Source organism: Zhongshania guokunii, from assembly GCF_040892635.1.
In the GTDB taxonomy this organism is placed as follows: domain Bacteria; phylum Pseudomonadota; class Gammaproteobacteria; order Pseudomonadales; family Spongiibacteraceae; genus Spongiibacter; species Spongiibacter guokunii.
Map to the genome: position 1 here is coordinate 40,464 of NZ_JBFRYA010000009.1, position 24,924 is coordinate 65,387.

Sequence of the window (24,924 nt, forward strand, 5' to 3'; positions counted from 1 at the left end):
TGCGGATTGCTAGCTCAGCAGTGTCAGGTGATTGTCCCATTGGGTACCCGCCGCATAGGCGAGGGGTGTCAGTGTAGGCTGGCCGGGTTTTAAAGCCATAAGCTGACCACTGCCATTGCTTAAAATAAATTGCTTAAAGTTGGGGTCGTAGATGGCGCCAGCGCTGTCGCGCAAGGGGTAAACCTTGAGTAATTTCTGGTGTTTTAAATCCCAGAGACAGACCACATTGTCGCGTGGGCAACTGCTTACGGCGTGCTCGCCGCGATCGTCAATGCTGACACTGGCAATATAGTCTTTTTTGAATTGAAGGTGCTGTTCGCCGTAGTCCATGGCGGTGAGCTCGCCACCGCGGCGGTGGCTGTAAACCAGCGGCAGGCGCGAGGGCAAGCTACCTTGGAATTGCGCGCCAACCAAGACTTGGCCGTCGGGGCTAACATCGAGGTGGCGCAAGCTCAGCTGAAAATGCGGAGCGGCTTGACGCTCCATAATCTCACCAGAGGCAATATCTAAATAATGCAATGCAGGCGCTAGGCTGTCGGCATTTAGTGTTTCGCGCCCGCTCGCAGGTAGGGTTTTTATGCCGCCTATGGCAATTACTAGGGTTTTGCCGTCGGGCATTAGCGCCAGCTCGTGGGGGCCAATGCCGTCGCAGCTCATATGAGCAATACACTGATAATTCTGTTCGCAGTCGTAAACGCCAATGCTGCCGGCGCCGTTGTCGGCAATATTGTTTTCAGTAGTGTATAAAAAACGGCCGTCGGCACTGGTGCAGCCGTGACCGTAATAGTGGTAGCCATCATTGCTGCTAATGGTATGCCGCAAGGCGCCGCTGCGGGCGTCGATGATATACATCTCGCGGCCAGGCCTGCGTGAGAAAAACACGAGCTCTTGGCGCTGGCGGTGGAATAGGCTGTCGTGCCCGCGGTGGGGGATAGTTTTGCTAATTTGCCAGTGGTCGTCGCGCCACAGGCCAATATGTTTGCCCGCGGTATCGCTGGCGGCGCTGAGCACTGGCGTAAAATTCGCTGACTTAGCCAGCGCTGGCCGAGTGGCCAGCACCGGTGCGCATAATAGGGCTGTGGTGGAGAGTATAAAATGGCGTCGCTGCATGGTGCTTGTGGGGCTCCTAATGCCGAATACAGATGGACTTAGTCGCCGTCTTTGGCGTTAAAACCGAGGCTGATTCCCAATGCCTCGGGCAGGTCCATTCTCAGCAAGCTAAGCAATTGGCTAAGTTCACTTTGAAAGGCGATTAGCTCGGCTTGCTCGCGGGGCTTGGCAGTGCTGAATAGGCTGTTTGGTATGGCTTTGGCGCTAGCAATACTGCTAGTAAAGCCTTGCTGAATTTTTGTGCTTAAGTCGCCGCGCTGCTTAACATCAGTTAGATAGTCATCTAAGCCGTAGCCGTCATCGGCGTTAAACAGAGTTTGTAAGCTATTTAAATTGGCGATAATGGCTTCTTTGGCGTATTGGCTGCGCCACCATTCCAACAGGTAAATCTGGGCGCGGCTGGTGTCGCTGTCTAGGCCGAGTGGTCGTTCAAATTTGTCACGCTTAATCAGCTCAACTCCCGCCACTAAGGTGTCGAGTAAATTGGCGAGAGCAATGCTGTCGTCGGGGTATTCGGGGTTGTTTTTGCCGGTCTTTATAAAGCTGTGTAGATAGTCGCCGCCCTCGGGACGCCACGCATCGTATAAGCCTGCTGCGACTCCGTGAAGATGGGTGGCGACGGCGACCAGAAGGTCGCAGCGACGAGGGCCGGTGGCATTGCTGTAGCTGTCGAGCTTGCCGGCCGCTTGGTCAAATAGTAAATATTCAAGTGAAGATAAGCCTTGAACCACTACGCTGCTGTCGTCGATACGCTTGATGTCGAGTGTTTCCGCGCTGCGCAATAGCGTTTCTACCTTGCGGGCGATGAGGTTTTTCTTGTCTGGCCAAAACTGAATTTTCCAAGCTTGATTGTCGACCAGTAAGGGGCCGAACTGGAGATTTTGTACTCCAGACCAAGCGATAACACTGCGCCGCCACTGGGTGCGGACTTCCTCAAAGGCCTCGCTGCTTTGAGTGGGCGCTGCGCAAAACTGAGCGGCGGCTTCGGCGAGTTGCAGGCTTGTCGTTGAAAACTCGTGGTAGCTAGTTAGGATGTAGCGTTCGCTGGTATCCGCTAGTACTTTGGCGGCGGGCGGCGGGCTGCAGGCGGCGATCAAACTAACGGCGCTGACCGCGAGTGCGCCGCGGGCCATGGATTTTATGGTTTGGGTAGTTATTGCGATCATTACAGTGCCTTTAGAAAATTCAGCAGGAAATGTTGTGAATTAGATTCGAGTTGCAAATATTGCTGGCGACTTAATTGGGCTTCGCCGCCGTGCCAGAATATGGCGGCGTGAATAGAATTGGCGCGGCCATCGTGGAGTAGCCGCGTATGGTCTGGATCTATGCTGCGCATACCCAGCCCCCACAGCGGCGCCGTGCGCCATTCGGTGGCGGGAGTGTTGTCGGTGTTGTGCTCATCGGCGAGTGCTGGGCCCATATCGTGGAGCAGTAGATCACTAAAGGGGTAAATGGTTTCGCTGCGAGCTAGGGTACTCGAGTTAGCCGGCTGCGGGTAGCTTGCACGAATATGGGTCTGCGTTGCGGGAATATGGCAGGCGGCGCAGCCGAGTTGCTGAAACACGCTAAAACCTTTTTCAAAATCGGCGTTATGACGCGGGCTGGGTATGGCGAGATTGGCAATGTAGTTGGTTACCGCGTCCAATAATTTCGCGCTGATTTCATGTTCGTGTTGAGTGTCGCAACTAGGCGTATTTGCTGGGCAATTAGCTGCGGGATAAATGGGTGAGCGAATACCAATATCTTGGCTAAAGGCCAATGCAATTTGTTGTTTTAAGCTACTTTGGCTGGCCTTCCAGCCAAATTTTCCTGGCCGAAAGCGCTGGCTTGCTGCATCCCAACGTTGAATAGCGCGGCCGGAAATACCATTGCCGTCGCGGTCATCGGGGTCGCTGTGGCGCAAAATGTCTTCATCACTGATGCCGTCGAGCAAGCCCATGCCAATCAGTGCTGGCGCGAGGCGAGCCGAATACGCTAGCTCGCTGGTGTCGCCGTATTGGCCATTTTTAATGTAGTAACGGCGGTGATTCAACGGAGCCACTATGCCCTGTCTATTCGCGAGTAATGCCGATACGGTTTGCCAAGTAATTTGGCCTTCGGCGAGGGTGCCGGTGAGGGCGTGATCTTGCAGCTGCTCGCCATAGGCTTGGTGCTGAGCGCCGCTGGGCGCGATGCGCAAAACTAAGCCTGGTCCGTGTTCGGGCAGCTGGCCTTGCCCGTTGTATTGGTGACAGCCGACACAGCTATTGGCATTGAATAAGGGACCGAGTCCGTCTCTGGCGGTGGTGCTGGCTGGGCCGCTGACCCAAGCTTGGGTCGCAAAACTTTTACCCACCGCCCAGTCGAGTTGCTGTTCAATGCTGAGCTGTGGCTGGGCTTGCAGCAGCATGCGTGGCGAACCTTGCTCGCGGCTAAAACTCATTGCGCTGGGGTAGGGTGTAGACAGAGGGCTTTCACAGGCGAGCAAACTGAGCAAACCTATACAAAGCATGGCTTTAGCAAGTACTAAAGCCAGCATTGAGCGCCGACTTTTCAAAGCTTATATGCCTGTTGCTGTGGGGTCGATCTGTATCGCGCTCGCGGCAGCCTCAAAGGCGCGGGTTTGGATGACTAAGGCGGCGAGTATATCGCTAAGGATTTTTTCGCCCTGCTTATTGCCTTCAGCGATCAACATGTCGAATTTCACTGGGTTTTGCGCGGCCTCGGCGGTGTCGCTTAATACTTTGAGGCTGGCCATGGTATCGCTCAAGGCCTTGCGGGTTTTGTTGTCGATTGCTGGCTTAGCTTGGCGGACAAGGTCGCCCAGTGCGGGCCCGCTAAGAATGCTGCCATCTAGACGTTGATAGCGACCGAGATACAGGTTTTCGATACCGAGTCCATTATAGTAATGAGACCAGTGGGTGTTGTCGCTAAAGCAGTCGTGTTCATCTTCGGTGGAATTGGCCTCTAAAGACACCTTTATACGCTCGCCGCCCAATTCACCTAGCGACAGCGAGCCCATGCCACTAAACATCCGCGCTAAGACAATATCGCTTTTAAGGCCGAGTAGCTGCGCGCGGTAGTTGTCGGTTTTGTTCGGCGCCCACTGTTTTGTCATATAGCTGAGGTCGTCGACAAGAACGCTGACGGCGCTGAGCAAATACGCGGCGCGGCGGTCACAGTTGCCGTGGCTGCAGTTATCGCCAAGGCTGTAATCGGTGTAGGGGCGCTCGCCTGCGCCGAGTTCATGACCGTGGAGATCTTGTCCCCAGAGCAAGAACTCGATTGCGTGGTAGCCCGTGGCGACGTTGGCAGCCGAGCCGCCAAGTTCGTGTAGGCTGCGCAGTAATTCGGGGGTAATGGTGCTGGCGTCGAGCACTTCGCCGCCCAGATTAATAGTTGGATTACCAATAATGTTGAGACTGCCGCCAATATTGCCCAGCGCGGCGAAGTAGTCTTCTGCTACGTAGTCAATTAAGCCCTCGTCGAGGGGCCAGCTATTTAGCTTGTATTCCCAGTCGTCTACGACGGGGTTGCCAAAACGAAACACCTCGCTCTGCTGATAGGGAATGCGGGCAGTTTTCCACGCCTGCTGCGCGGCGACTAAGCCTGCTGGGCTTGGTGCTTTTAAAAAGGCTTCGACCTTGGTTTGCAATTGACGGGCGCTACTTTCAGCGTCGCTGTACACGGCGTAGGCAAGTTCGGCGTAGTGCTTTACTACTGCTTGAGCCGCCACTACGTTGGGTTTTTTGGTGTTGCTGCTGTCATTAGCATGAAGCAGGCTGGAGAGCATAAGGCAGCTGATAAGGACTAAAATCTGGCGAAACAGCGCTGGCATTAACAGACTCCGCATATTCAGTAATACTCCGCGACCGGAGTAGGGGCGGATATTCTACCTGTTATTGATAATGATTCGCAATTAATGCTTATGATTGGCGCAGTGGTCTAACTGGTCTGAGCTTGCTTGGGCTGTGTTAAACTGCGGTTTTACCCTATTTCATTCTAAAGAGAGAATTTTTACTATGGCCGCTAATCCGCGTCGCTCAGTGCTGTATATGCCCGGTTCCAATGCTCGGGCCCTAGAAAAAGCGCGGGGGCTTGATGCCGATGTTCTCATCTTAGATTTAGAAGATGCGGTTGCGCCTGAGCAAAAAAACGTGGCGCGGGAGCAGGTGCTGGCAGCTGTTATGGCCGGTGGTTACGGCAGGCGCGAGCTAGTGGTGCGGGTGAATGCCTTTGATACCGAGTGGGGGCGTAAAGATATTGAGGCCTTTGCAACGGCGCCGATTTCTGCGCTGTGCTTGCCCAAGGTTGAGTCGGCGCAGGAAATTCACGCGGTGGTTCAGGTGTTGCAACAGGCTGGCGCGGCCGCCAGTTTAAAATTGTGGGCAATGGCGGAAACGCCGCGGGGGATTTTGGCGGTTAACGAGATTGCGGGTGCTCATGCGCGCATGGACGGTATTGTGCTGGGGACGTCTGATCTTGCCAAAGATTTGCGGGTGCCGCACACGCCACAGCGTTTGGGAATGCTGACGTCTCTAGGTTTGTGTGTGTTAGCGGCCAGAGCCAACGGTATTGATGTGTTTGACGGCGTGCATTTAGATCTTGATGACGAAGCGGGTTTGGCGCTGGCTTGCGAGCAGGGGGTTGAACTGGGTTTTGATGGCAAAACATTGATTCATCCCAAGCAAATTGCGGTGACCAATAAGGCCTTCTCGCCCTCGGCGGAAGCCTTGGCGCGGGCAGAGAAGATTCAAGTAGCTTGGCAACAAGCTCAAGCCGAGGGTAAGGGCGTGGTGCTGGTTGATGGGCGCTTGGTTGAGGCGTTGCATGTTGAAGAGGCTGTGCGTTTGCTGGCGGTTGCCGAGCAAATCGCGCGGGCTTAACTCAATCGCTGGCTAACGTGTGCAGTTTTGCTGGGTCGCCACTGGGGTAGCGCCGGAGATTGATTAATTCCAGTAGGCGGCCGTCTAGCCAGCTGTCGAGCTGGTAGTTTTTCATAAAGCCACAGTGACCACCGTAGCGTTTGGTTTCAATGCTGAGGTGCTCACTATTGGCTAGACGTGCAAAATCTTCGGCAAGAATAATAGGATCATCTTGCGCGGCAATGATGTGTGCGGGTGAGCTTAAGGTGCTGAGGGCTTCTTCGGCGATAGAATAGGCGCGGAAATAGTCTTCAACATTGCTGAATGGCGTGTGATGCGGAATAAAATAGCTGTTCATGTCGCGCAGGGTTTTTAGCTTAAATAAACTTTTTTGATAGCCCAGCTCTGGGTAAAGATTGATTTTTTTACGCAGCGACTGCTGCCACTTCCGTACAAAGTACTGCTCGTAAACCCACCAGCCTTGTTCTAGCGCCGTCATGGTTTTTGCGGGGTCGACTACTGGGCAAATAGCAACGGTTTGCTTTATGTCTAAATCTGCTTCAGTGGCTTTCGCGGCGACCCGCAGGGCAAAATTGCCACCGAGTGAGAAGCCTGCCAAAAACTGCCAAGGCTGGGGGTAGATTTCATGGATTGCGGCGATGGCGCCGACCACCTCGTCGAGACGTGCAGAATTAAAAAGTTCACGGTTAAGGTGGTGGCTGGGGCCGTGGTCGCGAAGATTTAAGCGGAATATATCGTAGCCCGCTTGGTATAAAGCGCCGCCGGACGAGAGCATATACGTTGATTGTGAACTGCCTTCCCAGCCGTGAATGAGCGTGACTAGACCTTTGCTGCGCTTGGGCTGGGCGGCGTACTCGCCGAGGAGTTGATGGCCGTTGCCGCAATCCAAAATAACGGTTTTGCTGGCCGCTAGCATCGCCCGAGCGCGGGGATAGCTGCGCAATTTGCGCAGCCCAGTCGATGCGAGGATAGATTGGGCGTGGGGGTTTTTTAGCAGCCCACTTGGGGCAAAGTCACTCATGGTGTGTCCTGAATAAGATTCTCGTGAAGATCTATTGGGCTGTGTGGAGTGCCGCTTGTTCCCGTCGCTGCATGAGCTTAGTAAGGGGGCTGCACTGAGTGGGTCACGAGTTAGGGCCAATCGTTTATCGAAGGCAGTATGCCATGGCCGTTATTAATGACCAATTATCTCGCTATTTGCAGAGGCTCAAATAGACAAGGGAATTGTGCTGAGGTTTTGCGTTGGCGTAGCAAATAGAAATTAATACTGGATTTATAAGGGGAATCCTCTCTTTTTCATGCCAACTTCGATGTTTATTGCCGTGTTATTTGACGTGATTGCATGAGGTCGCTTGAGTTTTCCTGTTAGATTGGTCTGCATGTGATGGTAGTCACTAAAATCAATAGGTGTTTTCATGTACTATTCAAGTACAGCATAATCGATTAACGCGTGCGAGGTCTGTCGTTGTGCGAGGCTAATTGAATAATATGCGTTTCTAAATTGTCTGGAGTACACATCGTGAAAACACCTACTATGAAAAAGCTCGCTCTTGCAGCTGCATTAGCTTCAATGGGCTCTATTGCATTGGCCGGTCCAGTTGCGCCTGTTGTCGATCCAGTTGCCGACGCATTGTCTGGTTCACCACTTGAGGCTTTAGGTGACCAGCTTGTTGGTTTAGATGAGCAGTTAGCGGCGTTATCTGGCGGCGGTTTACCGGGAATGGATTCTCTGCCAGGAATCGACTCGCTTCCCGGTGCGGATTCACTTCCAGGCGCTGACTCGCTGCCGGTTGACCCTACATCATTGGGTGGCGGTGATAATCCCGCGCAGCCAGTATTAGATCAAATTACTGGCTTGGGCGGTGGTGATAACCCACTGGCACCGGTTACGGACCAAATTCCCGGTGCTGATGGCGGTGGCGAGGAAGGCGAGGGTAGTGAAAACCCATTGTCAGCAATTACAGATCAGATTCCCAGCGGCGGCGGAAACCCCTTGGCGGGCTACGTAACTCAGTTTACTTTTGCTGTAGACATGCTCGCCGACGATGTAGCGGGTAATGGCGGTACTGTTGATGCAGTAACTGATCTTTTTGATACCCTTGCAACTGATCCTACTGCAATCCAAGCCGATATCGAAGCGATTCCCCCCACGGTGCAAAGTGCAGCGGAAAATTTACAGGCTAATTTGACCGCTATGTTTGGTGGCGGCGGTGATTCTCCTGAGTTCTCTGCGGTATTGACGACACCAGCAGGTGCGCTGACCATTGATGGCGATGGGCCATCGTTCGAGTAAAGCCAGAGTTAAGTTGGGAGTGATAGCGAGTAATTACCGTTTTCACATAGCTTTATTAAGGTAGAATTCCTCAAAGCCAGCTCTGTTTCACGGGGCTGGCTTTTTGTTATTTGGTAAAGCTGTGTTGCTATGCCACACTATGCTTGTACTGTGATTAACTTGGCTTAAAGTCAAGAGTTGCTCAAATTTCCAGCAATAGCTGTATCTAATATTACTGTCATGCGGAGTGTTAAGATCTTTTGGTTCGATTAGTGCAGTTACTTTTTCTAACGTTTAGCGTTATTGCCATATCGCCAAGTTTGCGTGCCCAATTGATTAATGTTGATTTGATGGGCAGTTCGCTGACAGCGCCAGTAACCGATGCCCTTTCTGATGTCGATCTTCTGAACGAAGATGCGGGTGGCTTGGGCAATCTTGTTGGGGTAGACGTTTTTGGTGACAGCGGCCTACTTGGTCTTAGTGTCAGTGGCCAAGACATATTACTTTTGGGTGCACCCGTGGCAGATGACCCTGTTGGGGGGGCGTTGGCACCATTGATGGGCCTAGGGGATTCTCAGGGCGCAGTGCTTGAATTTTTACAGGAAACGGCGAGCGACGCAGACATCAATCCGACTGTGCTTACCGTGGAGTTGCCTGGTTCTAGCAATGGCTCTAATGTGGGTTTTGATAATAGTAAAGATAAAACAACACGACAGAATCGCGAGTCTACACAGAAGCTGCCCAAAGATGGTAAGTATCACTGTACTGACCAAGATAAAGATAGTGTTTGTGACAGCCATGATCAGTGCCTAAATTCACCACCACATGCGATGGTATTGCCCTCGGGATGTCATTTGGACGCCAAGGCGCCACTGGAGCTTATTGGCGTGACCTTTGCCGTAGACACTACTGCGCTGCTAACCGCGTCATCGACTGCGACGCTTCGCCAAGCGTCAAAAATACTCAAGGCAAACCGCGGTTTGCGAATAGAAATTGGCGGTCATACCGACGATTTAGGCAGTGAAAAATATAATCAGCGGCTCTCCGAGCGCAGAGCCGAATCTGTAAAAAAATACTTTTTGGCTGAGGGTGTCCCCTCGGAAATGCTTGTTGTTCGCGGTTATGGCGAAAGCCGGCCGGTGGTGGCTATATACGCCCTTGGGAGCAAGGCGCTGGTTGAAGCACGCGCTCGGAATCGACGTGTTGAGTTGCTTGTTCTGAACGAGCGCCGTGAGCAAAGCAAATAAAATCATATTGGAGATTGTATGGCTATCGATTTACCACCACTTATTCCACCGCAAGCATCCACTGCAGATCGAATAGAGCAATATTCAGCGCAGCATTCTGAAAGCGTTATTGCGGTAAAAGTGGGCGATTACGATTTGCGTATATCTGGAAATCGCTATTTGAGTCGCGAGCAAGTCGATATGATTATGGGGGCTGCGAAGTCTCCTGCGCAGGCAGTAAATGCCCTGAACCAAGCGTATTATCAGCTAGGCCATTTATTAGTTACGGTGTATTTTGCCCAGCGCGATAAAACAATTTATGCCCATGTGATCAATGGTAGGTTGTCGGGGATTAAGGCGCCAGACAGTATCACTCCTTATTTCTCGGGGTTGGTTGGTGACGAAGATTTACGTAAATCTGAATTTGGCGGTAAGCAGGTTCTCGCTAATTTAAAAAGTGATCGGGCGGGGCTAGATTACGCCGTGACCTATCAGGTAGCTGGTGACCCTGCTGCTTACACCTTGGTGTTTACTGAGAAGCCAAAAGCTGACTACGACAGTACTGATCTTAGTCTCAGCGTGAATAACTTTGGTAATCGCTTTCTTGGCCGCTATTTTGCAAACGCGACACTTAAGCATGATTTCAGCAGTGGAATCGAAGCCTCCCTATCTTACGATCGCGCGTTAACTGAGTTTGGCGAGGTTAATGGTGGTGATTATTACGACGGTTACACCTTCAGAGTTAATTACCCGAGTAGTTTTGGTTTATACGGTTTAGAGGCACGCTATACAGAGTATCAGCGTGACGCAGATGTGCTGCTTGAGGGCGATGTGCCCGCGGAGCCAGACAGCGGCACCTCGATAGGTTTGTGCTCGGTACCTGTGGTCTGTGATATTAGCGGCGGCTTGCTTGGTCTCGATTTGAATTTACCAAACGATCCGTCAGCGCCCGCTACAGCGGAGAGTACGACACTTCATTTGTATTCTGAAACAACAGCGGTGGCACTTACCGGTGAGCAGGTTATTAGTAGTGATAGCTTTCATCGCTTTACCAGTTCCCAGCGCCTAGAAAAAATTGACAGTTTTATTGATGTAAAGAATCTTGGTGCGGCACTGGATGAGCCTCACACAACCCTGGAAGTGGGGCTTAAATACAATAAGCTGCTTAGGTTGTTTGGTGTTGGTAGTCAGTTAACTGCACAGGGCTTTATTGAGGCTGGATTAGAAGGGGAGGGAGGTACATTGGGTACCGACAGTCGTGAGGGAGTTGTAGCTGTTGGTCGGCGCACTGGCGAATTTGTGGTATTCAAACCTCGTGCGGGACTTAAAATGGCGGTTGCCGACTGGGCTAGCGTTAAACTTGACCTTGTGAGTCAGTTTTCTAATGACAAGCAATTGCCACTGCAGCAACAGTTTTTCCTTGGCGGTGGCAGTGGTCTCAGCGCGTATTTACCTGGTGTCTTAGTGGGTGATTCAGGTGTGTATACAAAACTTGCTATAGAGAGCAACGGCTTGCCGTTATTAGGTTTAAAGTTTAAACCTTCGCTTTTTGTCGAGCATGGTCAAGCATGGTACGAAGATGCTGCAGGCCAATCTGGCGATGTGCGGGCTATTGCTGACGCTGGTTTTACCCTAAAGGCGGAGTGGGGGAAACACTTAAAAACAGAGCTGATTGCTGCAACACCATTTTATGACGACAATCTTAACGAAGATGCTCTGTCGGCGTTAGAAGTCGATTTCTTTTGGCGTATTAAACTAACTTTCTAGTTTTGTCATCGCGCTCTTTACTACGCTGCCGAGGGGCTCTCGGCAGCGGGCAGTTAACAGCCCCCTCTGAGTTTTACTGAACGTTTAACCTCGATATTATTACTTCTCGATAGTGCGCGATGAGGCTGTTGTGTGTCATTGTTGTATCTATTCCCCTCTAAGTGCCATTTTTTTGTGATGAATATCACACCTGAATATAGGCGTTAATACGTAGTATCTATGTGCGGTTTGCGGCTAAGTTAAAACAAAGTTCACTGTGACTTAGCTGTATTGATAATAATGGATAGCGCTTGAAGAAAGCATAGGGGACATTATGAAAACGACGAATATTAAAAAACTAGCCTTGGCTGTTGCACTCGTGTCAGGAAGTGCACTGAGCTTTGCTGGCCCATTGGCACCAGTCATCGATGTATTGTCTGATGTCGATGCACAACTGGGCGGTTTCACGGGTGGCTTACCCAGCCTTCCCGGTTTAGATGCATTACCCGTTGATCCAACCTCTTTAGCCGGTGGCGGATTACCGAGCTTGCCTGGTTTGGACGCCTTGCCAGTTGACCCAACTTCATTACTTGGTGGCGGTCTGCCGAGCCTGCCTGGCTTAGGTGCCTTGCCGGTTGATCCAACTTCATTGCTTGGTGGCGGTCTGCCGAGTCTGCCTGGCTTAGGTGCCTTGCCGGTTGATCCAACTTCATTGCTTGGTGGCGGTCTGCCGAGCCTGCCTGGCTTAGGTGCCTTGCCGGTTGATCCAACTTCATTGCTTGGTGGCGGTCTGCCGAGCCTACCTGGCTTAGGTGCCTTGCCGGTTGACCCAACTTCGCTGCTTGGCGGCGGCTTACCGAGCCTGCCAGGTCTAGGTGCGCTGCCTGTTAACCCGCTTGCGTTACTGCCTATCTAAGTCAGTATACGCTGCGTAGACGCGGTGATTAAAAAAAGGCCAGCTGCTAGCAGTCTGGCCTTTTTTATTGTGGGTAATTAGCGTTTTGGAAGGACAAGGGTGATTTTTAGGCCGCCTAGAGCTGAGTCGCTAAAGTGTATTTCGCCATCGTAGCTGTCAATAATGTCGCGAACAATGGCCAGCCCTAAGCCATGGCCTTGGCCGTATTGATCGCCACGTAAGCCCCTTTGTAAAAGTTGCTGGCGCTGATCTTCAGTCATGCCGGGGCCGTCATCATCAATGTGAACGTGGCAGGCGTGTTGTTTTTCACTTGCTGTGATTCTAACTCTGCCTTGGCAAGCTTTGCTGGCATTGTCTAAAAGGTTTCCGAATAGCTCCATGGCATCTTGCTCGTCGATTGCGAGCGCAAGCTTGTTGGGTAATTGATTTTGGAACTGGGGAGATTTGTCGCGATACACTTTTTCTAAGGATTGGCTGAGGCGGTCAATAAGGGCCTTGATAGGGGTTTTGCTGGCTAATTGCTGTTTACCACTGCTTACCGCGCGCTTTAGTTGGTAGTTGATAATATTGTCCATGCGCGTGATTTGATCTTGGGTTGCCGCTGGGTCAGCGCTGCCCGATTTCAATACCGCTAGTGGGGTTTTAAGGCTGTGGGCGAGGTCGGCAAGGGTATTGCGATAGCGTTCGCGTTGTTTTTTCTCTTTGTCGAGTAGTTGATTTAAGTTGTCGGTGATACCGCGCAGTTCACGAGGGTAGTTGGTACTGAGTTTCAGGGTCTCGCCGTGCTCTAAGCGGCGTAGGTCTCGTGCTAGCTCACGCAGTGGGCGAAGTCCCCAATACAGAATAAAGGCGCTAATAAACAGGGAGAGAAGGAGTACTAGACCAAGCCACAGGCTGAGCTGAGCACGGAAATTATTGCGCTCGTTTAGCAATGTACTTTGCTGTGAGTACAAAGAAAATAATAGCGGTACGTCGTTGTCGTTCTCGGTTTCCCAAATTGCGTGGTAATGAAAGGTGAAAAACGGCTTGTTGTTGATCTTCGTTTCATCAAACAATTCGCGACCAGAGCGCGGCATGTCTTTTGGTGGGGGCAGATTTAAGGTGTCGCTCGATACGGAGCGCCACACCACGGTGCCATTGCGCTCTTTTATCTCGGCGTAGAGACCCGAGCGGAATTGCCAGAAACGTGGTTCTTTGAGCCTATCGCCCATTTCAAAATTGCCGTCCTGCCACTCGATGGCGCCGAGTAAGCCAAAAAATTGCAGTCGTAACTGCTCTTCTTCGGCGCTGATTAGGCTACTGGTGTGGGCTCGATCGATAGCGATGCCCGTTAAGCCGAGTAGCAGGGGCATTAAAGTGAGGCTGGCAAGTATTAAGCGACGTGTGATTGAGCCAGGGCGAGTACTGGGCATCTTAGTGTTGGGTTTCGCTTAGCTCAAAACGGTAGCCCCGGCCGCGCAAGGTGGATATCGGTTTTAAGGTATTACTAGGGTCAATTTTTTTGCGCAGTCGAGCGATAAATACTTCGATAACATTGCTGTCGCGATCAAAATCCTGGTCGTAAAGATGCTCGGTTAGGTCGGTCTTAGATACTACTTGACCACTGCGCATCGCCATAAACTCAAGGGCGTTGTATTCGTAGGCGGTGAGCTCGAGTGCTTGTTTATTTAACAGCGCACGCTTGGCGCCGGTGTCGATAGTCAAGCAGCCGAACTCCAGCTGTGGGCTTGCAAAGCCAGCCGAGCGACGAATGAGGGCATTGGCTCTGGCCATGACTTCTTCAATTTGAAAGGGTTTGGCGACATAGTCGTCGGCTCCGCTTTCTAGGCCCTCAACTTTGTCTTGCCAGCGATCTCGGGCGGTTAATATTAAAACTGGAAATTTGCGGCCCTCACTACGCCATTGTTTGATAAGGCTAATGCCGTCTAGCTTTGGAAGACCCAGATCAACTATCGCAAGGTCGTATGGGTTTTCTTGGCCGAGAAAGAGTCCCTCGGCGCCATCGGCCGCACAGTCGCAGGCATAGTCAGCCTGCTCAAATTGACGACGAAGCTGTTCTAGGAGCAATTGCTCGTCTTCTACAATTAAAATGCGCATAAGGATGTCCGGTCAGCGGTTAATCAATGGTGACATTTTTGATTTTGCCATTATCTTGCAGGATACGAACGCGGTAGCCAGTACCGGTCTTTTTGGCACCTACTGCACGGCCGCCATAGCGCCGTTCAGCAATGCTAATCGCCTCGTTGGCCGTTATGGCATCTTTTGCTCGCGAATCGAACCGCTGTTCAAATTGAGGCCGCTCAGGTAGTCCAAGGTGGCCGCCTGTTGCGCCGCGCAGCGGATCAGCGTTCAGTTGCGCGGCAAGAAGAATCCAGGCACCAGCTAAAATACTCACTTTGTACAGCTCTGTTCTGCTCATAAAATTCCTAGGCATTCGCCCTTACCCGCGGGGAGTAACGTTCACGTCGATCTCAATTTGCTTACCTGGATTATAGGGTAAACGAGTGTGATAAATCTCTCCTTGATAGCGATAGCTGACATTGTAGCCAACAATTTCCTCTCGCCATTCACGGCGCTCCTGAATTTCGCAGCGGTTAACGGTTTCATAGTGACTGCCACTGCGCCTATGTGAAATGTCGGTGGCAACAGTAGCACCAAGTACGGCGCCTACAACGGTACCTACTCGCTTATTACTTTTGTGATGGCCTAGCTCATTGCCCAGTGCGCCACCTAATATTGCGCCAATAATTGGCGCGCTATTACTGCGGCGCTCTTCATAAGCAACAGTTTCTTGCCAGCAGTGTTCCTGGGGAGCTGAGTAGGATACGCGCTCATAGATAGGCGTGGCCTGGGTAACCCACGCAAGGCGAGTTGTGCTGTGGCTGTAGTGGCGATGGTCGGCTACAGCAACGCTCGAGCAAGCGATTAGTAGGGGAATTACAGAGTACTTCAACATGGCATATACTCCTTTGAGTAGTTAGCATGCAGTTTACGTGGCTGAGGCTGAACTAAAGCTGAATAAATCAGTGCCAAGTAGCTGATTTCCCAAAATGATAAAAGAGGGTGAACATAGTGAAATTATATACCTTTTCGGCGGCCCCAAATCCGCGTCGAGTGGCTCTGTTATTGAAATACAAGGGCATCAATGTCGATACCCAAGAAGTTGATTTAATGAGTAAGGCGCAATTCTCCGAAAGCTTTTGTGCGGTCAACCCTCGCTCAACCCTGCCAACATTGGTAATTGATGACGGCACGGTGCTCACCGATACCATCGCCATCTGTATGTATTTGGACACGATATACCCTGAACGCAGCTTATTTGGCAGTAATGATGTGGAGCGTGCCCAAGTTGTCGGCCGTTGCCATCAAATATTTTTTGAGGGCTTTTCTGCAGTTGCAGAGGTGCTGCGCAACCAAGGTGAAGCGTTTAAAGATAGGCCTCTGCCAGGGCCATTGAAAATGCCGCAAATCCCCCAATTAGTTGAGCGTGGTAATCTTCGTATTGGTGCTTTTTTTGAGGCGATGGATGCGGAGCTGGCTGGCCGAGAATTTTTGGTTGGTAAAAATATGTCACAGGCCGATATTGATCTGTATGTGGTACTTGGTTTTTGTGGTTGGGTAAAACGAAAAATTCCCGAGACCTGCCCAGTATTGCTGGCGTGGTTTAGCGGCATGAAAACTAAACTCGGAGAGTAGTAGCATAGGGGCGGTGGCTTGCCGCCCCTCGATACGGCTCGAATACTCTCGCTAGTTAAATCCCAAGAAATACTTTAACTCGGGTATTAAAAGCGGGTTCATAGTGATGCCCGCAGTCGCGGCTGTGAACATGGCGAACATAATAGCGATCATGATTATCGTAATGGTGGTCGTGATGGTCTTCACGCACATAGTATACATCGTGGTCATGGTGGCGCTTGTAGGAGTGACGATTGTGGCCGTTATCACTCTGATAGCGGTAGCGGGCCTCAAATTCGGTGTTGCTGCGCTTATGGTCAGCGTAGCTATTTGCGGCGAATGCCAGCCCAGCTACAAGGACAAGGCTAATGCTTAACTTCATGACGGTAACTCCTTGGCTAGAAAACACCTGCAGGATGCCATGGTCAATATGAACCCGAGCTGAATCACGGGGCTTCTTGCGGTAACCGGACAATTTTTACTTGGGGTGGCGTTGTCTGCGGAGTAGGGGAGCCTGGCTGGGCTTGCGGGAAGTTTTGCAGTTAACTCGTGGCCTTCTGCGTGAACAGAGGCCACGATGTGGCTAGTTGCTTGCCTACTCGGCGGCGGCAGGCGTGAGCTTTTCGGGCTTGCCTGGATAGCGGCTCATTTTGATAAGAGGGTGGAAGGCGAGTTCTATGCCCTCTTCAATGCTGCTAGAACGGCTTAAAATTTTGCTGCGACGCACAAAGCTTTTTTGAGATTTACGTGAGTCTATACTGTGTAGCGTGTCGATACCGCCGCGGCTAGAGAACAGGGGTTTACCGTCTGGCGTATAAATAGTGACCATCAGGGTGGCGCCCTTAATTACTTGGGTCCAATTGAAGTCGGTTGGAACACTCGAGGTAGGCCCTTCAGTTGCTGGCTCGCGGCTAACCCCATACCAGCGCGCATAGTGTTTCATGCCTGGGCTGTGCTGGATGTCGTGTTCGAGTAAATCGGTAAACACGATGGCGTCGATGTCTTTTTGTTCCTTTAAGCTTTGTAGAGTTGCGGCCATAACTTGCTGCCAGCCAACACGGTCAACCTTGCCGGTTGTTGGGTCGTAGAAGTTGCCGAAGGTCAACAGGGCTTGACGCCAAGCGTTATCAAATAAATGGCTGGGCGCAAGGCTAATGCCATTGCTCTCTAGATATTCCACAACTTGCTTGTCTACTTTATCAACACTGTCGCGCAATATGGAGCGAGTGGGTTCGCCGCTGACATTAACTGTTGCTAGCAGGACTTTTTTAAGAGGTTTTTGTTTGAGGTCGTCGCGACTGATAAAATAGTCGTAGGTCGTCGGGTTGTAATCTGTTGAACTACAGCCGGTGCTGAATATCGCACTGACCAGTACTAGTATGAAAAAAGTTAATCGCACAGTAACACCTTTTTATTTGAAAGCCTGTGCATTCTAACAACCGCTATAGATGAAGAGAAGCGAACATATGCCCAGAGCCCTTAGTTTACATACCGAAGTCAGCGGAGATGGCGATTTTCCGGTGATTTTACTACACGGTTTATTTGGCTCCGCCAGTAATTTGATGTCGGTTGCTAGGGTCTTGGCCGCGGATTTTAAGGTTGTTCGTATGGATTTGCGCAACCACGGTAAATCTCCGCACAGCGATTACATGGATATTCCGAGCATGGCGGCGGATGTTTTGGCCACTATGGATCAGCTGAAAATTGCCAAGGCCCATTTTCTTGGTCATTCACTCGGGGGCAAGGTGGCTATGCAAGTGGCAGTGACACATGCCGAGCGCGTAGACCACCTCATTGTGGCGGATATTGCGCCGGTGCGTTATGGGCGGGGTCACGATGAAATTATTACCGCCCTACTAGGGATGGATTTACGGGCTTTACGCAGCCGTGAACAGGCTGGTGAGCTATTACAGAAAGCGGTTCCTGAACTGGCGGTTAGGCAGTTCCTATTAAAAAATATCGCCCGCGATGGCAAAGATGCTTGGATGTGGCGGATGAACTTGCCGGTGATTGCTGAGTGTTATGATAATTTACGCGATGCGCCCAACAGCGAGTCTTTTGACGGGCCAACGTTGTTTATTCGTGGTGGGTTGTCGAAATATATTCGCGACGAAAATCGGGTGCCAATGCAACGCCAGTTTCCGCAAATGCATATGCACACTATAGACGGTGCTGGCCATTGGTTACACGCCGAATACCCGCAGATATTTAATAGCATGGTAAAGGACTTTTTGGCGGCGGATAAAGCGGAGGTGTAACTGCGCCTCAGTACGCTCGTGGCAGGCTATACTTAACCGAGTAAGCTGCGCCACAGGTTTGGCTAGAACATACGATAAATGGGGGAGGGCTATGATTAGCGCCATTACTGAGGCTTTGTTTTCGGAGCCGCCTCAGGAAACCTTATATCACTACACGTCTTTAAGCGGTGTGTTGGGGATTATTGGTAGCCGCACATTGTGGGCCAGTGATATCCGCTATATGAATGATTCTGCTGAGTTGCGACACACGGCCGACTTAGTTGGCCGCGACGTGACCGCGCGTATAAATAATGGTCACAGCCGTCCCCATCTGCTCACCAGCTTTTTAGATTGGGTAAAGAACCGGATTACCAATGGCCATATTTTATTTGGCGCCTCGTTTCGAGCTAATGGCAACTTACTTAGCCAATGGCGGGGTTATAGCGCGGTGGGTAAGGGTGCAAGCCTAGGCTTTAATCCCGAAACGGTGAGCCGCTGCGCCCGCGCCCAAGATTTTCGTATGGGCCGCTGCATATACGATCATCAGGCGCAGCAGAGTTTAATCGCGCAGGTGGTCGATGCAGTAGAGGTGTTGGCTGCGGATATCGACGACGGCGTTGAGCGCGAGGTATACCACCAATTATTTGAACATCTTGAGAGCGATTTGCTGCGTTTGGCGGCAATTCTCAAGCACCCCTCCTTTGAAGAGGAGCAGGAGTGGCGACTGGTCTCGCCGGTTATTCCTGATTACCGCCAGGCGGCGGTGAATTTCCGGGAAGGGCGCAGTATGTTGGTGCCCTATATGAGTTTTGCCTTAGTATTGGAAGAGCATGAATCAGTGGCCCTCGATCACGTGTTTCTTGGACCCACTCCCAATATAAGCCTGTCGATGAACTCAATGAAGATGTGCCTTGCTAAACACGGTATTCGCCCGGTGCGCGGCATCGAGTACTGCCAAATTCCCTACCGGCAGAATTAGCGCCGGCCGCTAAACCTCGCTAAGTTTCTTCTGCCAGCCAAAGCGCGTAATAAGCTGGCTATAGCTATGGTCTAAATCAGCGCTCAATTTTATTTCCTGCTGAGTTAACGGGTGCTTAAAGCCTAACCGCGCCGCATGAAGTAGCAGTCGCGGACAATCTAGTTGCTCGGCAAAATAGCGGTTGTGTCGTCCGCGGCCGTGCTTGGCATCACCAATTATTGGATGCGATATATGCTTGAAATGGCGCCGTAGCTGGTGACGGCGGCCAGTCTTGGGCTCGGCTAGGACCAGCGAATAGCGGGACGTCGGGTAGGTTTCAATCTCAGTATCCAGTTCATGGTGGGCAAGGCAGCGAAAGTCGGTAACCGCATCTTGCGGGGCCGCGGGCTGGCTTCTGGCGATGCGTTTATCTGGTTCTTCAGTAAGTGGGTGATCGATATGGCCACTGTCGGCGCAAAAACCACGAACCACCGCGAGATAAGATTTGGCTACTTGGTGGGCCTGAAAAGACTGGGCCAAGCTGCGCGCTACATCGGGGTTTAATGCGAATAACAAAACCCCCGAGGTGGGTTTGTCGAGGCGGTGGGCTGGATACACGTACTGGCCGATTTGATCGCGCAGTAATTGTATCGCAAAGCGGGTTTCATGGCGGTCAATAGGGCTGCGATGCACAAGCAGGCCACTGGGCTTGTTAATTGCGATAATGGCTTCGTCGCGGTAGAGAATAGGAAGGGTTTCGGCGCATATACTCATTATTTTACCTGATAGCCTTAGATGAAGACTTTGTCATATTCACGGTCTTACCTTGTTTGAGTTTTACTGGGGGTGTTAGATTTCGGATTACTTGCTGGCTTCGAGCTAGTTTAATGCCCATGGAGAGTTTGTGTGGTAAAAAAATACCCGTGTAAAACTGTCGATATGACATTTTTTGATACGGCGCCTTTTCGCTACGTTGCTGACGTTGTGATTAAGTCCAGTGCTGTGGACGTATTTTCATCCTTTGAAAACGCAGAGGACTGGCCGCGCTGGGTAAAGCTAATCAGAACGATAGAATGGACTGCCGAACAGCCCTTTGGTATTGGTACCACCCGCACCGTGAGCACAGTTGGTGGGCTCGTGGCGCATGAAGAGTTTATCGCGTGGGAGCGGGGACGGGAAATGGCTTTTTGCTTTACCCATACCAGTGACGGACGTATGGAGTCCTTTGCCGAGCGCTACCAGATAGACGAAATCGATGACAACAGTTGTAGGGTGAAGTTAACGGTCGCTTTACGCCCTAGGGGCGTGAGTCGATTTTTTTTACCGCTGGTCAGCCCCGTGATGCGAGTGGGGCTGAAACTAATGTTACGTCGGTTAGCGTGCATGCTTGAGGAGCGAAACAAAAAATAATAGTGCTGCTAAGTAAGCGTACTGCAGCCCCAGTTGGGGCTTAATTACTGGCTACCCGCGCAATTTCAGTATTTAGTAAGCCAATAATAGTGTTGATGTCGTCGCTGCTCAGCGAACCCTCCTTCAAATAACGAATTTCGCCCTTGGCGTCGAGTAGCATCACCGCGACATCTCCTTTTTTTAACTGCCACGCCTTGAGCCCGCGACCACCATCGTCGGCGACCAGAATTGCTTCAGGGTGGGCACGTTTGTTTTTTTCCATCTCGCTACTGACTAGGCCAGAGGTGCCCCACAGGGCGTCGTCGATATTGACCACGCTGATCGATTGAAAGCTGCCGGGTGTGAAATCTTCTTTCTCTAGGCGTTCCCGTAGCGGCGCAATAATTTTGTCTGAAGACATTCTGGCTGCCATATGAAAAATCAGTGCTGGCGAGCCACGTTGGATGCTACTGCTGGACCAATTCTTATAAGTAACCTTGGATTTGTTTAATAGTAGTTCGCCCTTAGTGGGGATGCTGACATCGGGAAGCGTACCCCCCATTTCTACGGCATAGCTGCTGCAAGCACCGGTGATTAGCGTAAGACCCAGCAGTACTTTTTTAAGATTCAGCATGTTTTGTGTACCTGTATTATTAATTGTGGAACTAATGATTTAAAAATATCGACAAGAATAACATAGCGCTCAGCAGGGAAAGATGACGCTTAGTTCATAGTTTAGAGGGTGTAGCTGAACAGTTACTGAATAGAGGGCGCTGTGAGCATCATTCACCGTGTAAGGTAATTGCCAAGGTACGCGAGCCGCCGTGATTGCGGTGCTCGCCGAGGTAGACCCCCTGCCAAATGCCTAAATTAAGCTTACCGTCGCTGATCGGGATAGTAAGGCTGCTTCCCAAAAGGCTGCTTTTAATATGCGCGGGAAGGTCGTCATCACCTTCTAAAATATGCTTGTAGTAGCGCTCACCCTCAGGAACGGCGCGGCAGAAAAAGCTTTCAAAGTCTTCTCTCACCGTTGGGTCAGCATTTTCATTGATGGATAGGGAGGCAGAGGTATGCTGAATAAAAACATTGAGTAGGCCGATTTTGAATTTGGCTAGTTCAGGTAGTTGGCTAATAAGCTCATTAGTAATCAGGTGAAAGCCTCGCTGGCGTGGTTTTAAACGAATTTCTTTATTAATCCACATGGTTGATTTAGCTCTCTGTCCCAGTGGTATTGTCAAATACCCTTAAAGTCCTACCGAATAGATCGATATTTGTCGGCCTACTTAAGTTTGCATTTTAAACGCTACAAAATCTAATACATTTAAATCAAGTTAGTTTAGATATTTTGTGCTTGCGAAATATATATGCTGGGTCTAGTCTTTAATGGTCTGTTCGATGTCCTGCCCATACAGGTACTGTTGTAGAAGGGATAAGCTTACAAATTTTGGTCGATTTGCGCGGTCGCCTTGTGATAGCAATTAGCATTTTTCAGCATCTCAAATTTGCGCGAAACCTCAGACAGAAGACATCACAGCAGACAAACCATAACAATAAATATTCCATCTATTAATGACGCCAAGGAGAAGGGCATATGTCACGACGTTCCAGCAGTAATTTGTATTTGCTGAGTGTAATAATTATTGGTTTAAGTTTAAGCAGCCCCTTATATTGTGAGGAAGCCGAGGAGGGGCTCGCGACTGCCGAGGCCAAATCGTCTAAAGCCTTGCGTTCGCGGGTTTTAGAGGAGGTCCTAGTGACTGCCACTAAGCGCGAAACTGATTTGCGCGACATTCCTTTAAGTATTGATGCTTTTAGCGGCGACGCACTGAGAGAAATTGGGGTAGAAAATGTTGAGGGGATTGCACGCTTTTCACCAGGTGTTTCCGTAAGTCCAGGCTTGGATCCAGAGGCGGCCCAAATCATTATTCGAGGTGTATCTACTGATACCTTTTTTACCTTCTTTACTCGCACCTTCGGTATGTTTTACGAAGATATCTCACTGGTAAACCCCTCGATACTTGGCCCGCAGCCAAATATAGATCCCTTCGATTTGCGGTCAGTAGAAATTTTAAAAGGGCCACAGGGAACCCTGTTTGGTGGTTCGGCGCTGTCAGGCGCGGTGCGCTATGTGCCTAACCATCCCGACTATGAACAGGCGTATGGCAAAGTGGCGGCGGCAGTGGGCACGCTTGAGGGTAGCGACGGGAAATCTCACCGCTACGATGTAATGTGGAATCAGCCGTTGAACGATAAGTTGGCCATGCGCTTTGCGGTGAGCACTGGTGATCGGCCAGGCTATGTGAAAGATCTGCGCTCCGGCGAGGATGATATAAACACCACGGACTCACAGCAATACCGGGGTATTGTGAGTTGGCAGGCTAGCGAAAAGCTCGAGTTTCGTTTAAACGCATTGCGCAGAGAAACCCACCAGGATGACGGCTCGTTTGCCGACAACGACCAAGAGGCGACGCATTCAAATAGATATTTTCCCGATATTCTCGATTCCCGCACCGATATAGTTATTCTTACCAGTGAGTACGGCTTTGAATTTGCCGACCTTAGTTTAATTCTGAGCCAGCTCGATAAGGATTACCCTCAGCGGCTAGATTACTCGCAATTTTTTGGCACCTCGCAAGCGGGTATTGGCGCCTATGGTGATACGACAATTTATTCATCTCAGCCCAGTGCTGAATTGCGCCTAGTGTCAGCAGAAGCGACGCAGTCGGATTGGTGGATATTCAAAGACTGGGACTATGTGCTGGGCCTGTTTTATATAGAGAGTGATCAGTTTCTAAGTTTAGACATCGGTACTCAAGAAACCGGTAATCTCCTGCAATTAAAGGGCGATGTCTACGCCGAAGAAAAAGCCTTGTTCTTTGATATTAAGCGTAGCTTTGGTGAGCACTGGGAACTGGGTTTTGGCGGTCGTTATTTTGAACAGTCGACTACCGCCGATATTTCCACCACAGCAGATCCCGTCTCTGGCTTGGCGGGGGCTAATCCCCTGGTTGCCGCGCTAGCGCCGGTCATTAATGCCCTGCCTATTGAGTCGGGTATTGGTTTGGGGCGTGATCAGGGCGAAATCAGCGAGACGGTATTTAATCCTAAGTTTACGGTGCAGTGGCGCTATAGCGATGAATTCTCGGTATTTGGCTCTATTGTAAAAGGCTTTCGCTATGCTGGCGCCAACCAAAATCCCAGCCGCGATCCCGATGTACCTTTGTTTTTTGAATCCGATGAAATTTGGAATTATGAGCTTGGGGTGCGCACGGAATGGTTTGAAGGGGCGTTGCAGCTCGATGCCACGGTCTTTCAGCTAGAGTGGACTGATATGCAGGTCCAGCAGCGCGAGTATACTGGCGCCTTTGCGTATACCGATAACGTTGGCGGTGCGCGCAATCGTGGTTTTGAGCTAGGGATGAATATGCTGCTGCCAGCGGGTTTTTATCTTAAATTAAATGGCTCGTATGTGGATGCCCAAACCACCACCTTCTTTGATGATTTCCAAGGGCCTGCACCAGCAGGTACCGAATTACCTGGCTCGCCACCGGTCTCGGGCTCGGCGTTATTGCTGTGGGCTTATCCGTTTAGTGAGGGGCAGTTTAGTGCGACTTTGTCTTATACTTATCAAAACCGTAATTACAATAATTTGGCCCAAACCTATAAACATCCACCACTGGCGCTCGTCGGCGCTTCTGCCAATCTTAGCATGACAAACTGGCCTGGCGCGCCAGTGTTTAGTTTGATTGGCGCCAATTTAACCAATGAATTTAAGCCTGCGGTGGTCTTTGATACGCCAAACTCCGGCGGTATTTTGACGATCTTTAATCCGCCCCGCACTGTCCGTCTAGGCGTGGAATTTACCATTGGTGATATTTAATGGCCCGAATTCAAGGCAAGTACAGAGTGAGCGTGATGCGGCCGTGGCTGCGTATCTGGCTTGTGTTGGTGGGTATCGCTCTCTCTGGCGCCCTTGCCGCGGAGGATTGGCGCTTAGAGCGGGACCGCGATGGTATTCAAGTATACAGCCGCGCGGTAGCTGGCTCGCCAATTCGCGCGGTGAAAGGGATTGTGAAGATTCGTGCAGAGCTAGCTGAGGTGGTGGCTTTGTTGCAGAATCCTGAATTGCGGCCTAGCTGGGATGAGATGTGTAAGGAGTCTTATCGCCATGACTCCCCTACGACGGGGGTCGAACGTATATATGTGCATCATGATTTGCCTTGGCCGGTAACAGACCGCGACATGCTGCTGCTAACGGAGTGGCATACCGATACGGTGACTGGAGTCGTTTCAATGTCGGCCAGGGCGGTTGCTGGCGGGGTGCCCGAGTATAAAAATAGGGTGCGGGTGATCAACGCGGAGAATCGCTGGCGGATAATACCTTTGTCTGATAGCGAGCAGGAGCTGATCGCTGAGATGCATGCCGACCCCGCAGGGCCAATTCCGGCATGGTTGTTGAATTGGCTTTCGATAGATGCGCCGTTCAAAACCTTACAGCAAGTGAAAGCGGTTTTAGAAAAATGATGGCCC

The 24,924-nt window shown here is 50.9% G+C and carries 25 protein-coding genes; 11 read left to right on the forward strand and 14 right to left on the reverse strand.

Features of this window, described 5'->3' with window-relative positions; genetic code table 11:
* Positions 1-9 precede the first annotated feature (9 nt).
* The 4 genes from AB4876_RS11410 to AB4876_RS11425 are packed head-to-tail and all read right to left on the reverse strand — an operon-like array spanning position 10 to position 4,942.
* Positions 10-1,110 (reverse strand): DUF1513 domain-containing protein, encoded by a 1,101-nt coding sequence (locus tag AB4876_RS11410; protein ID WP_368381783.1) that lies wholly within the window; start codon positions 1,108-1,110, stop codon positions 10-12.
* 38 nt (positions 1,111-1,148) lie between these two features.
* Positions 1,149-2,276, reverse strand: a complete 1,128-nt coding sequence (locus AB4876_RS11415) for an imelysin family protein (protein ID WP_368381784.1) — start codon at positions 2,274-2,276, stop codon at positions 1,149-1,151.
* Entirely contained in the window at positions 2,276-3,646 is a 1,371-nt protein-coding gene (locus AB4876_RS11420) for a di-heme oxidoredictase family protein (RefSeq protein ID WP_368381785.1), read from the reverse strand. The genes AB4876_RS11415 and AB4876_RS11420 overlap by 1 nt, the downstream gene beginning before the upstream one ends.
* A 3-nt stretch (positions 3,647-3,649) precedes the next feature.
* A complete protein-coding gene (locus AB4876_RS11425; RefSeq protein WP_368381787.1) occupies positions 3,650-4,942 on the reverse strand; it encodes an imelysin family protein in 1,293 nt (430 codons plus the stop codon).
* A gap of 169 nt (positions 4,943-5,111) precedes the next feature.
* Between AB4876_RS11425 and AB4876_RS11430 the strand changes: the two genes are divergently transcribed.
* Complete coding sequence (locus AB4876_RS11430) at positions 5,112-5,975, forward strand: HpcH/HpaI aldolase/citrate lyase family protein (RefSeq protein WP_368381789.1); 864 nt, start codon at positions 5,112-5,114, stop codon at positions 5,973-5,975.
* A gap of 1 nt (position 5,976) precedes the next feature.
* Here AB4876_RS11430 and AB4876_RS11435 read toward each other — a convergent pair whose 3' ends face one another.
* A complete protein-coding gene (locus tag AB4876_RS11435; protein ID WP_301027862.1) occupies positions 5,977-6,996 on the reverse strand; it encodes a YheT family hydrolase in 1,020 nt (339 codons plus the stop codon).
* A gap of 498 nt (positions 6,997-7,494) precedes the next feature.
* Here AB4876_RS11435 and AB4876_RS11440 point away from each other — a divergent pair, with 498 nt between their 5' ends.
* From AB4876_RS11440 to AB4876_RS11455, 4 genes are all read left to right on the forward strand, one after another.
* Positions 7,495-8,268 (forward strand): hypothetical protein, encoded by a 774-nt coding sequence (locus tag AB4876_RS11440; RefSeq protein WP_368381790.1) that lies wholly within the window; start codon positions 7,495-7,497, stop codon positions 8,266-8,268.
* Between the two features lie 251 nt (positions 8,269-8,519).
* Positions 8,520-9,494: an OmpA family protein gene (locus AB4876_RS11445; protein WP_368381791.1), complete on the forward strand. Its 975-nt coding sequence runs from the start codon at positions 8,520-8,522 to the stop codon at positions 9,492-9,494.
* An 18-nt stretch (positions 9,495-9,512) separates the two neighbouring features.
* Positions 9,513-11,240: a ShlB/FhaC/HecB family protein gene (locus AB4876_RS11450; RefSeq protein ID WP_368381792.1), complete on the forward strand. Its 1,728-nt coding sequence runs from the start codon at positions 9,513-9,515 to the stop codon at positions 11,238-11,240.
* A 313-nt stretch (positions 11,241-11,553) separates the two neighbouring features.
* Complete coding sequence (locus AB4876_RS11455; RefSeq protein WP_368381793.1) at positions 11,554-12,135, forward strand: hypothetical protein; 582 nt, start codon at positions 11,554-11,556, stop codon at positions 12,133-12,135.
* Between the two features lie 77 nt (positions 12,136-12,212).
* Here the strand turns inward: AB4876_RS11455 and AB4876_RS11460 are convergent, their stop codons facing one another.
* The 4 genes from AB4876_RS11460 to AB4876_RS11475 are packed head-to-tail and all read right to left on the reverse strand — an operon-like array spanning position 12,213 to position 15,091.
* Complete coding sequence (locus tag AB4876_RS11460; RefSeq protein ID WP_368381794.1) at positions 12,213-13,547, reverse strand: ATP-binding protein; 1,335 nt, start codon at positions 13,545-13,547, stop codon at positions 12,213-12,215.
* 1 nt (position 13,548) lies between these two features.
* Complete coding sequence (locus tag AB4876_RS11465; protein ID WP_368381795.1) at positions 13,549-14,232, reverse strand: response regulator; 684 nt, start codon at positions 14,230-14,232, stop codon at positions 13,549-13,551.
* A gap of 19 nt (positions 14,233-14,251) precedes the next feature.
* A complete protein-coding gene (locus AB4876_RS11470; RefSeq protein WP_368381796.1) occupies positions 14,252-14,554 on the reverse strand; it encodes a PepSY domain-containing protein in 303 nt (100 codons plus the stop codon).
* Positions 14,555-14,575: 21 nt separating this feature from the next.
* Positions 14,576-15,091 carry a glycine zipper 2TM domain-containing protein gene (locus tag AB4876_RS11475; protein WP_368381797.1) on the reverse strand — a complete coding sequence of 172 codons (516 nt, stop codon included), beginning with the start codon at positions 15,089-15,091 and terminating at the stop codon, positions 14,576-14,578.
* 116 nt (positions 15,092-15,207) lie between these two features.
* On the opposite strand from AB4876_RS11475, the gene AB4876_RS11480 reads away from it, so the two are divergent.
* Positions 15,208-15,831: a glutathione S-transferase family protein gene (locus AB4876_RS11480; RefSeq protein WP_368381798.1), complete on the forward strand. Its 624-nt coding sequence runs from the start codon at positions 15,208-15,210 to the stop codon at positions 15,829-15,831.
* A gap of 55 nt (positions 15,832-15,886) precedes the next feature.
* Here the strand turns inward: AB4876_RS11480 and AB4876_RS11485 are convergent, their stop codons facing one another.
* A complete protein-coding gene (locus tag AB4876_RS11485) occupies positions 15,887-16,192 on the reverse strand; it encodes a hypothetical protein (protein ID WP_368381799.1) in 306 nt (101 codons plus the stop codon).
* A 213-nt stretch (positions 16,193-16,405) separates the two neighbouring features.
* Positions 16,406-17,209, reverse strand: a complete 804-nt coding sequence (locus tag AB4876_RS11490) for a hypothetical protein (protein WP_368381800.1) — start codon at positions 17,207-17,209, stop codon at positions 16,406-16,408.
* A gap of 67 nt (positions 17,210-17,276) precedes the next feature.
* Here AB4876_RS11490 and AB4876_RS11495 point away from each other — a divergent pair, with 67 nt between their 5' ends.
* A complete protein-coding gene (locus tag AB4876_RS11495) occupies positions 17,277-18,068 on the forward strand; it encodes an alpha/beta fold hydrolase (protein WP_368381801.1) in 792 nt (263 codons plus the stop codon).
* Between the two features lie 91 nt (positions 18,069-18,159).
* Positions 18,160-19,026 carry a DUF2971 domain-containing protein gene (locus AB4876_RS11500; RefSeq protein ID WP_368381802.1) on the forward strand — a complete coding sequence of 289 codons (867 nt, stop codon included), beginning with the start codon at positions 18,160-18,162 and terminating at the stop codon, positions 19,024-19,026.
* Positions 19,027-19,035: 9 nt separating this feature from the next.
* On the opposite strand, the gene truC is transcribed toward AB4876_RS11500, so the two are convergent.
* The gene (truC, locus tag AB4876_RS11505) at positions 19,036-19,779 is read right to left on the reverse strand and encodes a tRNA pseudouridine(65) synthase TruC (RefSeq protein ID WP_368381803.1); all 744 of its coding nucleotides are present in this window, start codon (positions 19,777-19,779) and stop codon (positions 19,036-19,038) included.
* A gap of 132 nt (positions 19,780-19,911) precedes the next feature.
* On the opposite strand from truC, the gene AB4876_RS11510 reads away from it, so the two are divergent.
* The gene (locus AB4876_RS11510; protein ID WP_368381804.1) at positions 19,912-20,415 is read left to right on the forward strand and encodes an SRPBCC family protein; all 504 of its coding nucleotides are present in this window, start codon (positions 19,912-19,914) and stop codon (positions 20,413-20,415) included.
* A 40-nt stretch (positions 20,416-20,455) separates the two neighbouring features.
* Here the strand turns inward: AB4876_RS11510 and AB4876_RS11515 are convergent, their stop codons facing one another.
* Complete coding sequence (locus AB4876_RS11515; RefSeq protein ID WP_368381806.1) at positions 20,456-21,028, reverse strand: YtfJ family protein; 573 nt, start codon at positions 21,026-21,028, stop codon at positions 20,456-20,458.
* A gap of 148 nt (positions 21,029-21,176) precedes the next feature.
* Positions 21,177-21,596: a secondary thiamine-phosphate synthase enzyme YjbQ gene (locus AB4876_RS11520; RefSeq protein WP_368381807.1), complete on the reverse strand. Its 420-nt coding sequence runs from the start codon at positions 21,594-21,596 to the stop codon at positions 21,177-21,179.
* Positions 21,597-21,985: 389 nt separating this feature from the next.
* Here AB4876_RS11520 and AB4876_RS11525 point away from each other — a divergent pair, with 389 nt between their 5' ends.
* Together AB4876_RS11525 and AB4876_RS11530 are read left to right on the forward strand one after the other, a co-directional pair.
* Positions 21,986-24,274, forward strand: a complete 2,289-nt coding sequence (locus AB4876_RS11525; protein ID WP_368381809.1) for a TonB-dependent receptor — start codon at positions 21,986-21,988, stop codon at positions 24,272-24,274.
* Positions 24,274-24,918 (forward strand): START domain-containing protein, encoded by a 645-nt coding sequence (locus AB4876_RS11530; RefSeq protein ID WP_368381810.1) that lies wholly within the window; start codon positions 24,274-24,276, stop codon positions 24,916-24,918. Before AB4876_RS11525 ends, AB4876_RS11530 begins: the two co-directional genes overlap by 1 nt.
* The last annotated feature ends 6 nt before the right edge of the window (positions 24,919-24,924 follow it).

Excerpts from the sequence above, each read along its gene's own strand:
- AB4876_RS11410 (WP_368381783.1), bottom strand. The coding sequence starts at position 1,110 with ATGCAGCGACGCCATTTTATACTCTCCACCACAGCCCTATTATGCGCA.
- AB4876_RS11415 (WP_368381784.1), bottom strand. The coding sequence starts at position 2,276 with ATGATCGCAATAACTACCCAAACCATAAAATCCATGGCCCGCGGCGCA.
- AB4876_RS11425 (WP_368381787.1), bottom strand. The coding sequence starts at position 4,942 with ATGCGGAGTCTGTTAATGCCAGCGCTGTTTCGCCAGATTTTAGTCCTT.
- AB4876_RS11430 (WP_368381789.1), top strand. The coding sequence starts at position 5,112 with ATGGCCGCTAATCCGCGTCGCTCAGTGCTGTATATGCCCGGTTCCAAT.
- AB4876_RS11435 (WP_301027862.1), bottom strand. The coding sequence starts at position 6,996 with ATGAGTGACTTTGCCCCAAGTGGGCTGCTAAAAAACCCCCACGCCCAA.
- AB4876_RS11450 (WP_368381792.1), top strand. The coding sequence starts at position 9,513 with ATGGCTATCGATTTACCACCACTTATTCCACCGCAAGCATCCACTGCA.
- AB4876_RS11455 (WP_368381793.1), top strand. The coding sequence starts at position 11,554 with ATGAAAACGACGAATATTAAAAAACTAGCCTTGGCTGTTGCACTCGTG.
- AB4876_RS11460 (WP_368381794.1), bottom strand. The coding sequence starts at position 13,547 with ATGCCCAGTACTCGCCCTGGCTCAATCACACGTCGCTTAATACTTGCC.
- AB4876_RS11465 (WP_368381795.1), bottom strand. The coding sequence starts at position 14,232 with ATGCGCATTTTAATTGTAGAAGACGAGCAATTGCTCCTAGAACAGCTT.
- AB4876_RS11470 (WP_368381796.1), bottom strand. The coding sequence starts at position 14,554 with ATGAGCAGAACAGAGCTGTACAAAGTGAGTATTTTAGCTGGTGCCTGG.
- AB4876_RS11475 (WP_368381797.1), bottom strand. The coding sequence starts at position 15,091 with ATGTTGAAGTACTCTGTAATTCCCCTACTAATCGCTTGCTCGAGCGTT.
- AB4876_RS11485 (WP_368381799.1), bottom strand. The coding sequence starts at position 16,192 with ATGAAGTTAAGCATTAGCCTTGTCCTTGTAGCTGGGCTGGCATTCGCC.
- AB4876_RS11495 (WP_368381801.1), top strand. The coding sequence starts at position 17,277 with ATGCCCAGAGCCCTTAGTTTACATACCGAAGTCAGCGGAGATGGCGAT.
- AB4876_RS11500 (WP_368381802.1), top strand. The coding sequence starts at position 18,160 with ATGATTAGCGCCATTACTGAGGCTTTGTTTTCGGAGCCGCCTCAGGAA.
- truC (WP_368381803.1), bottom strand. The coding sequence starts at position 19,779 with ATGAGTATATGCGCCGAAACCCTTCCTATTCTCTACCGCGACGAAGCC.
- AB4876_RS11515 (WP_368381806.1), bottom strand. The coding sequence starts at position 21,028 with ATGCTGAATCTTAAAAAAGTACTGCTGGGTCTTACGCTAATCACCGGT.
- AB4876_RS11520 (WP_368381807.1), bottom strand. The coding sequence starts at position 21,596 with ATGTGGATTAATAAAGAAATTCGTTTAAAACCACGCCAGCGAGGCTTT.
- AB4876_RS11525 (WP_368381809.1), top strand. The coding sequence starts at position 21,986 with ATGTCACGACGTTCCAGCAGTAATTTGTATTTGCTGAGTGTAATAATT.
- AB4876_RS11530 (WP_368381810.1), top strand. The coding sequence starts at position 24,274 with ATGGCCCGAATTCAAGGCAAGTACAGAGTGAGCGTGATGCGGCCGTGG.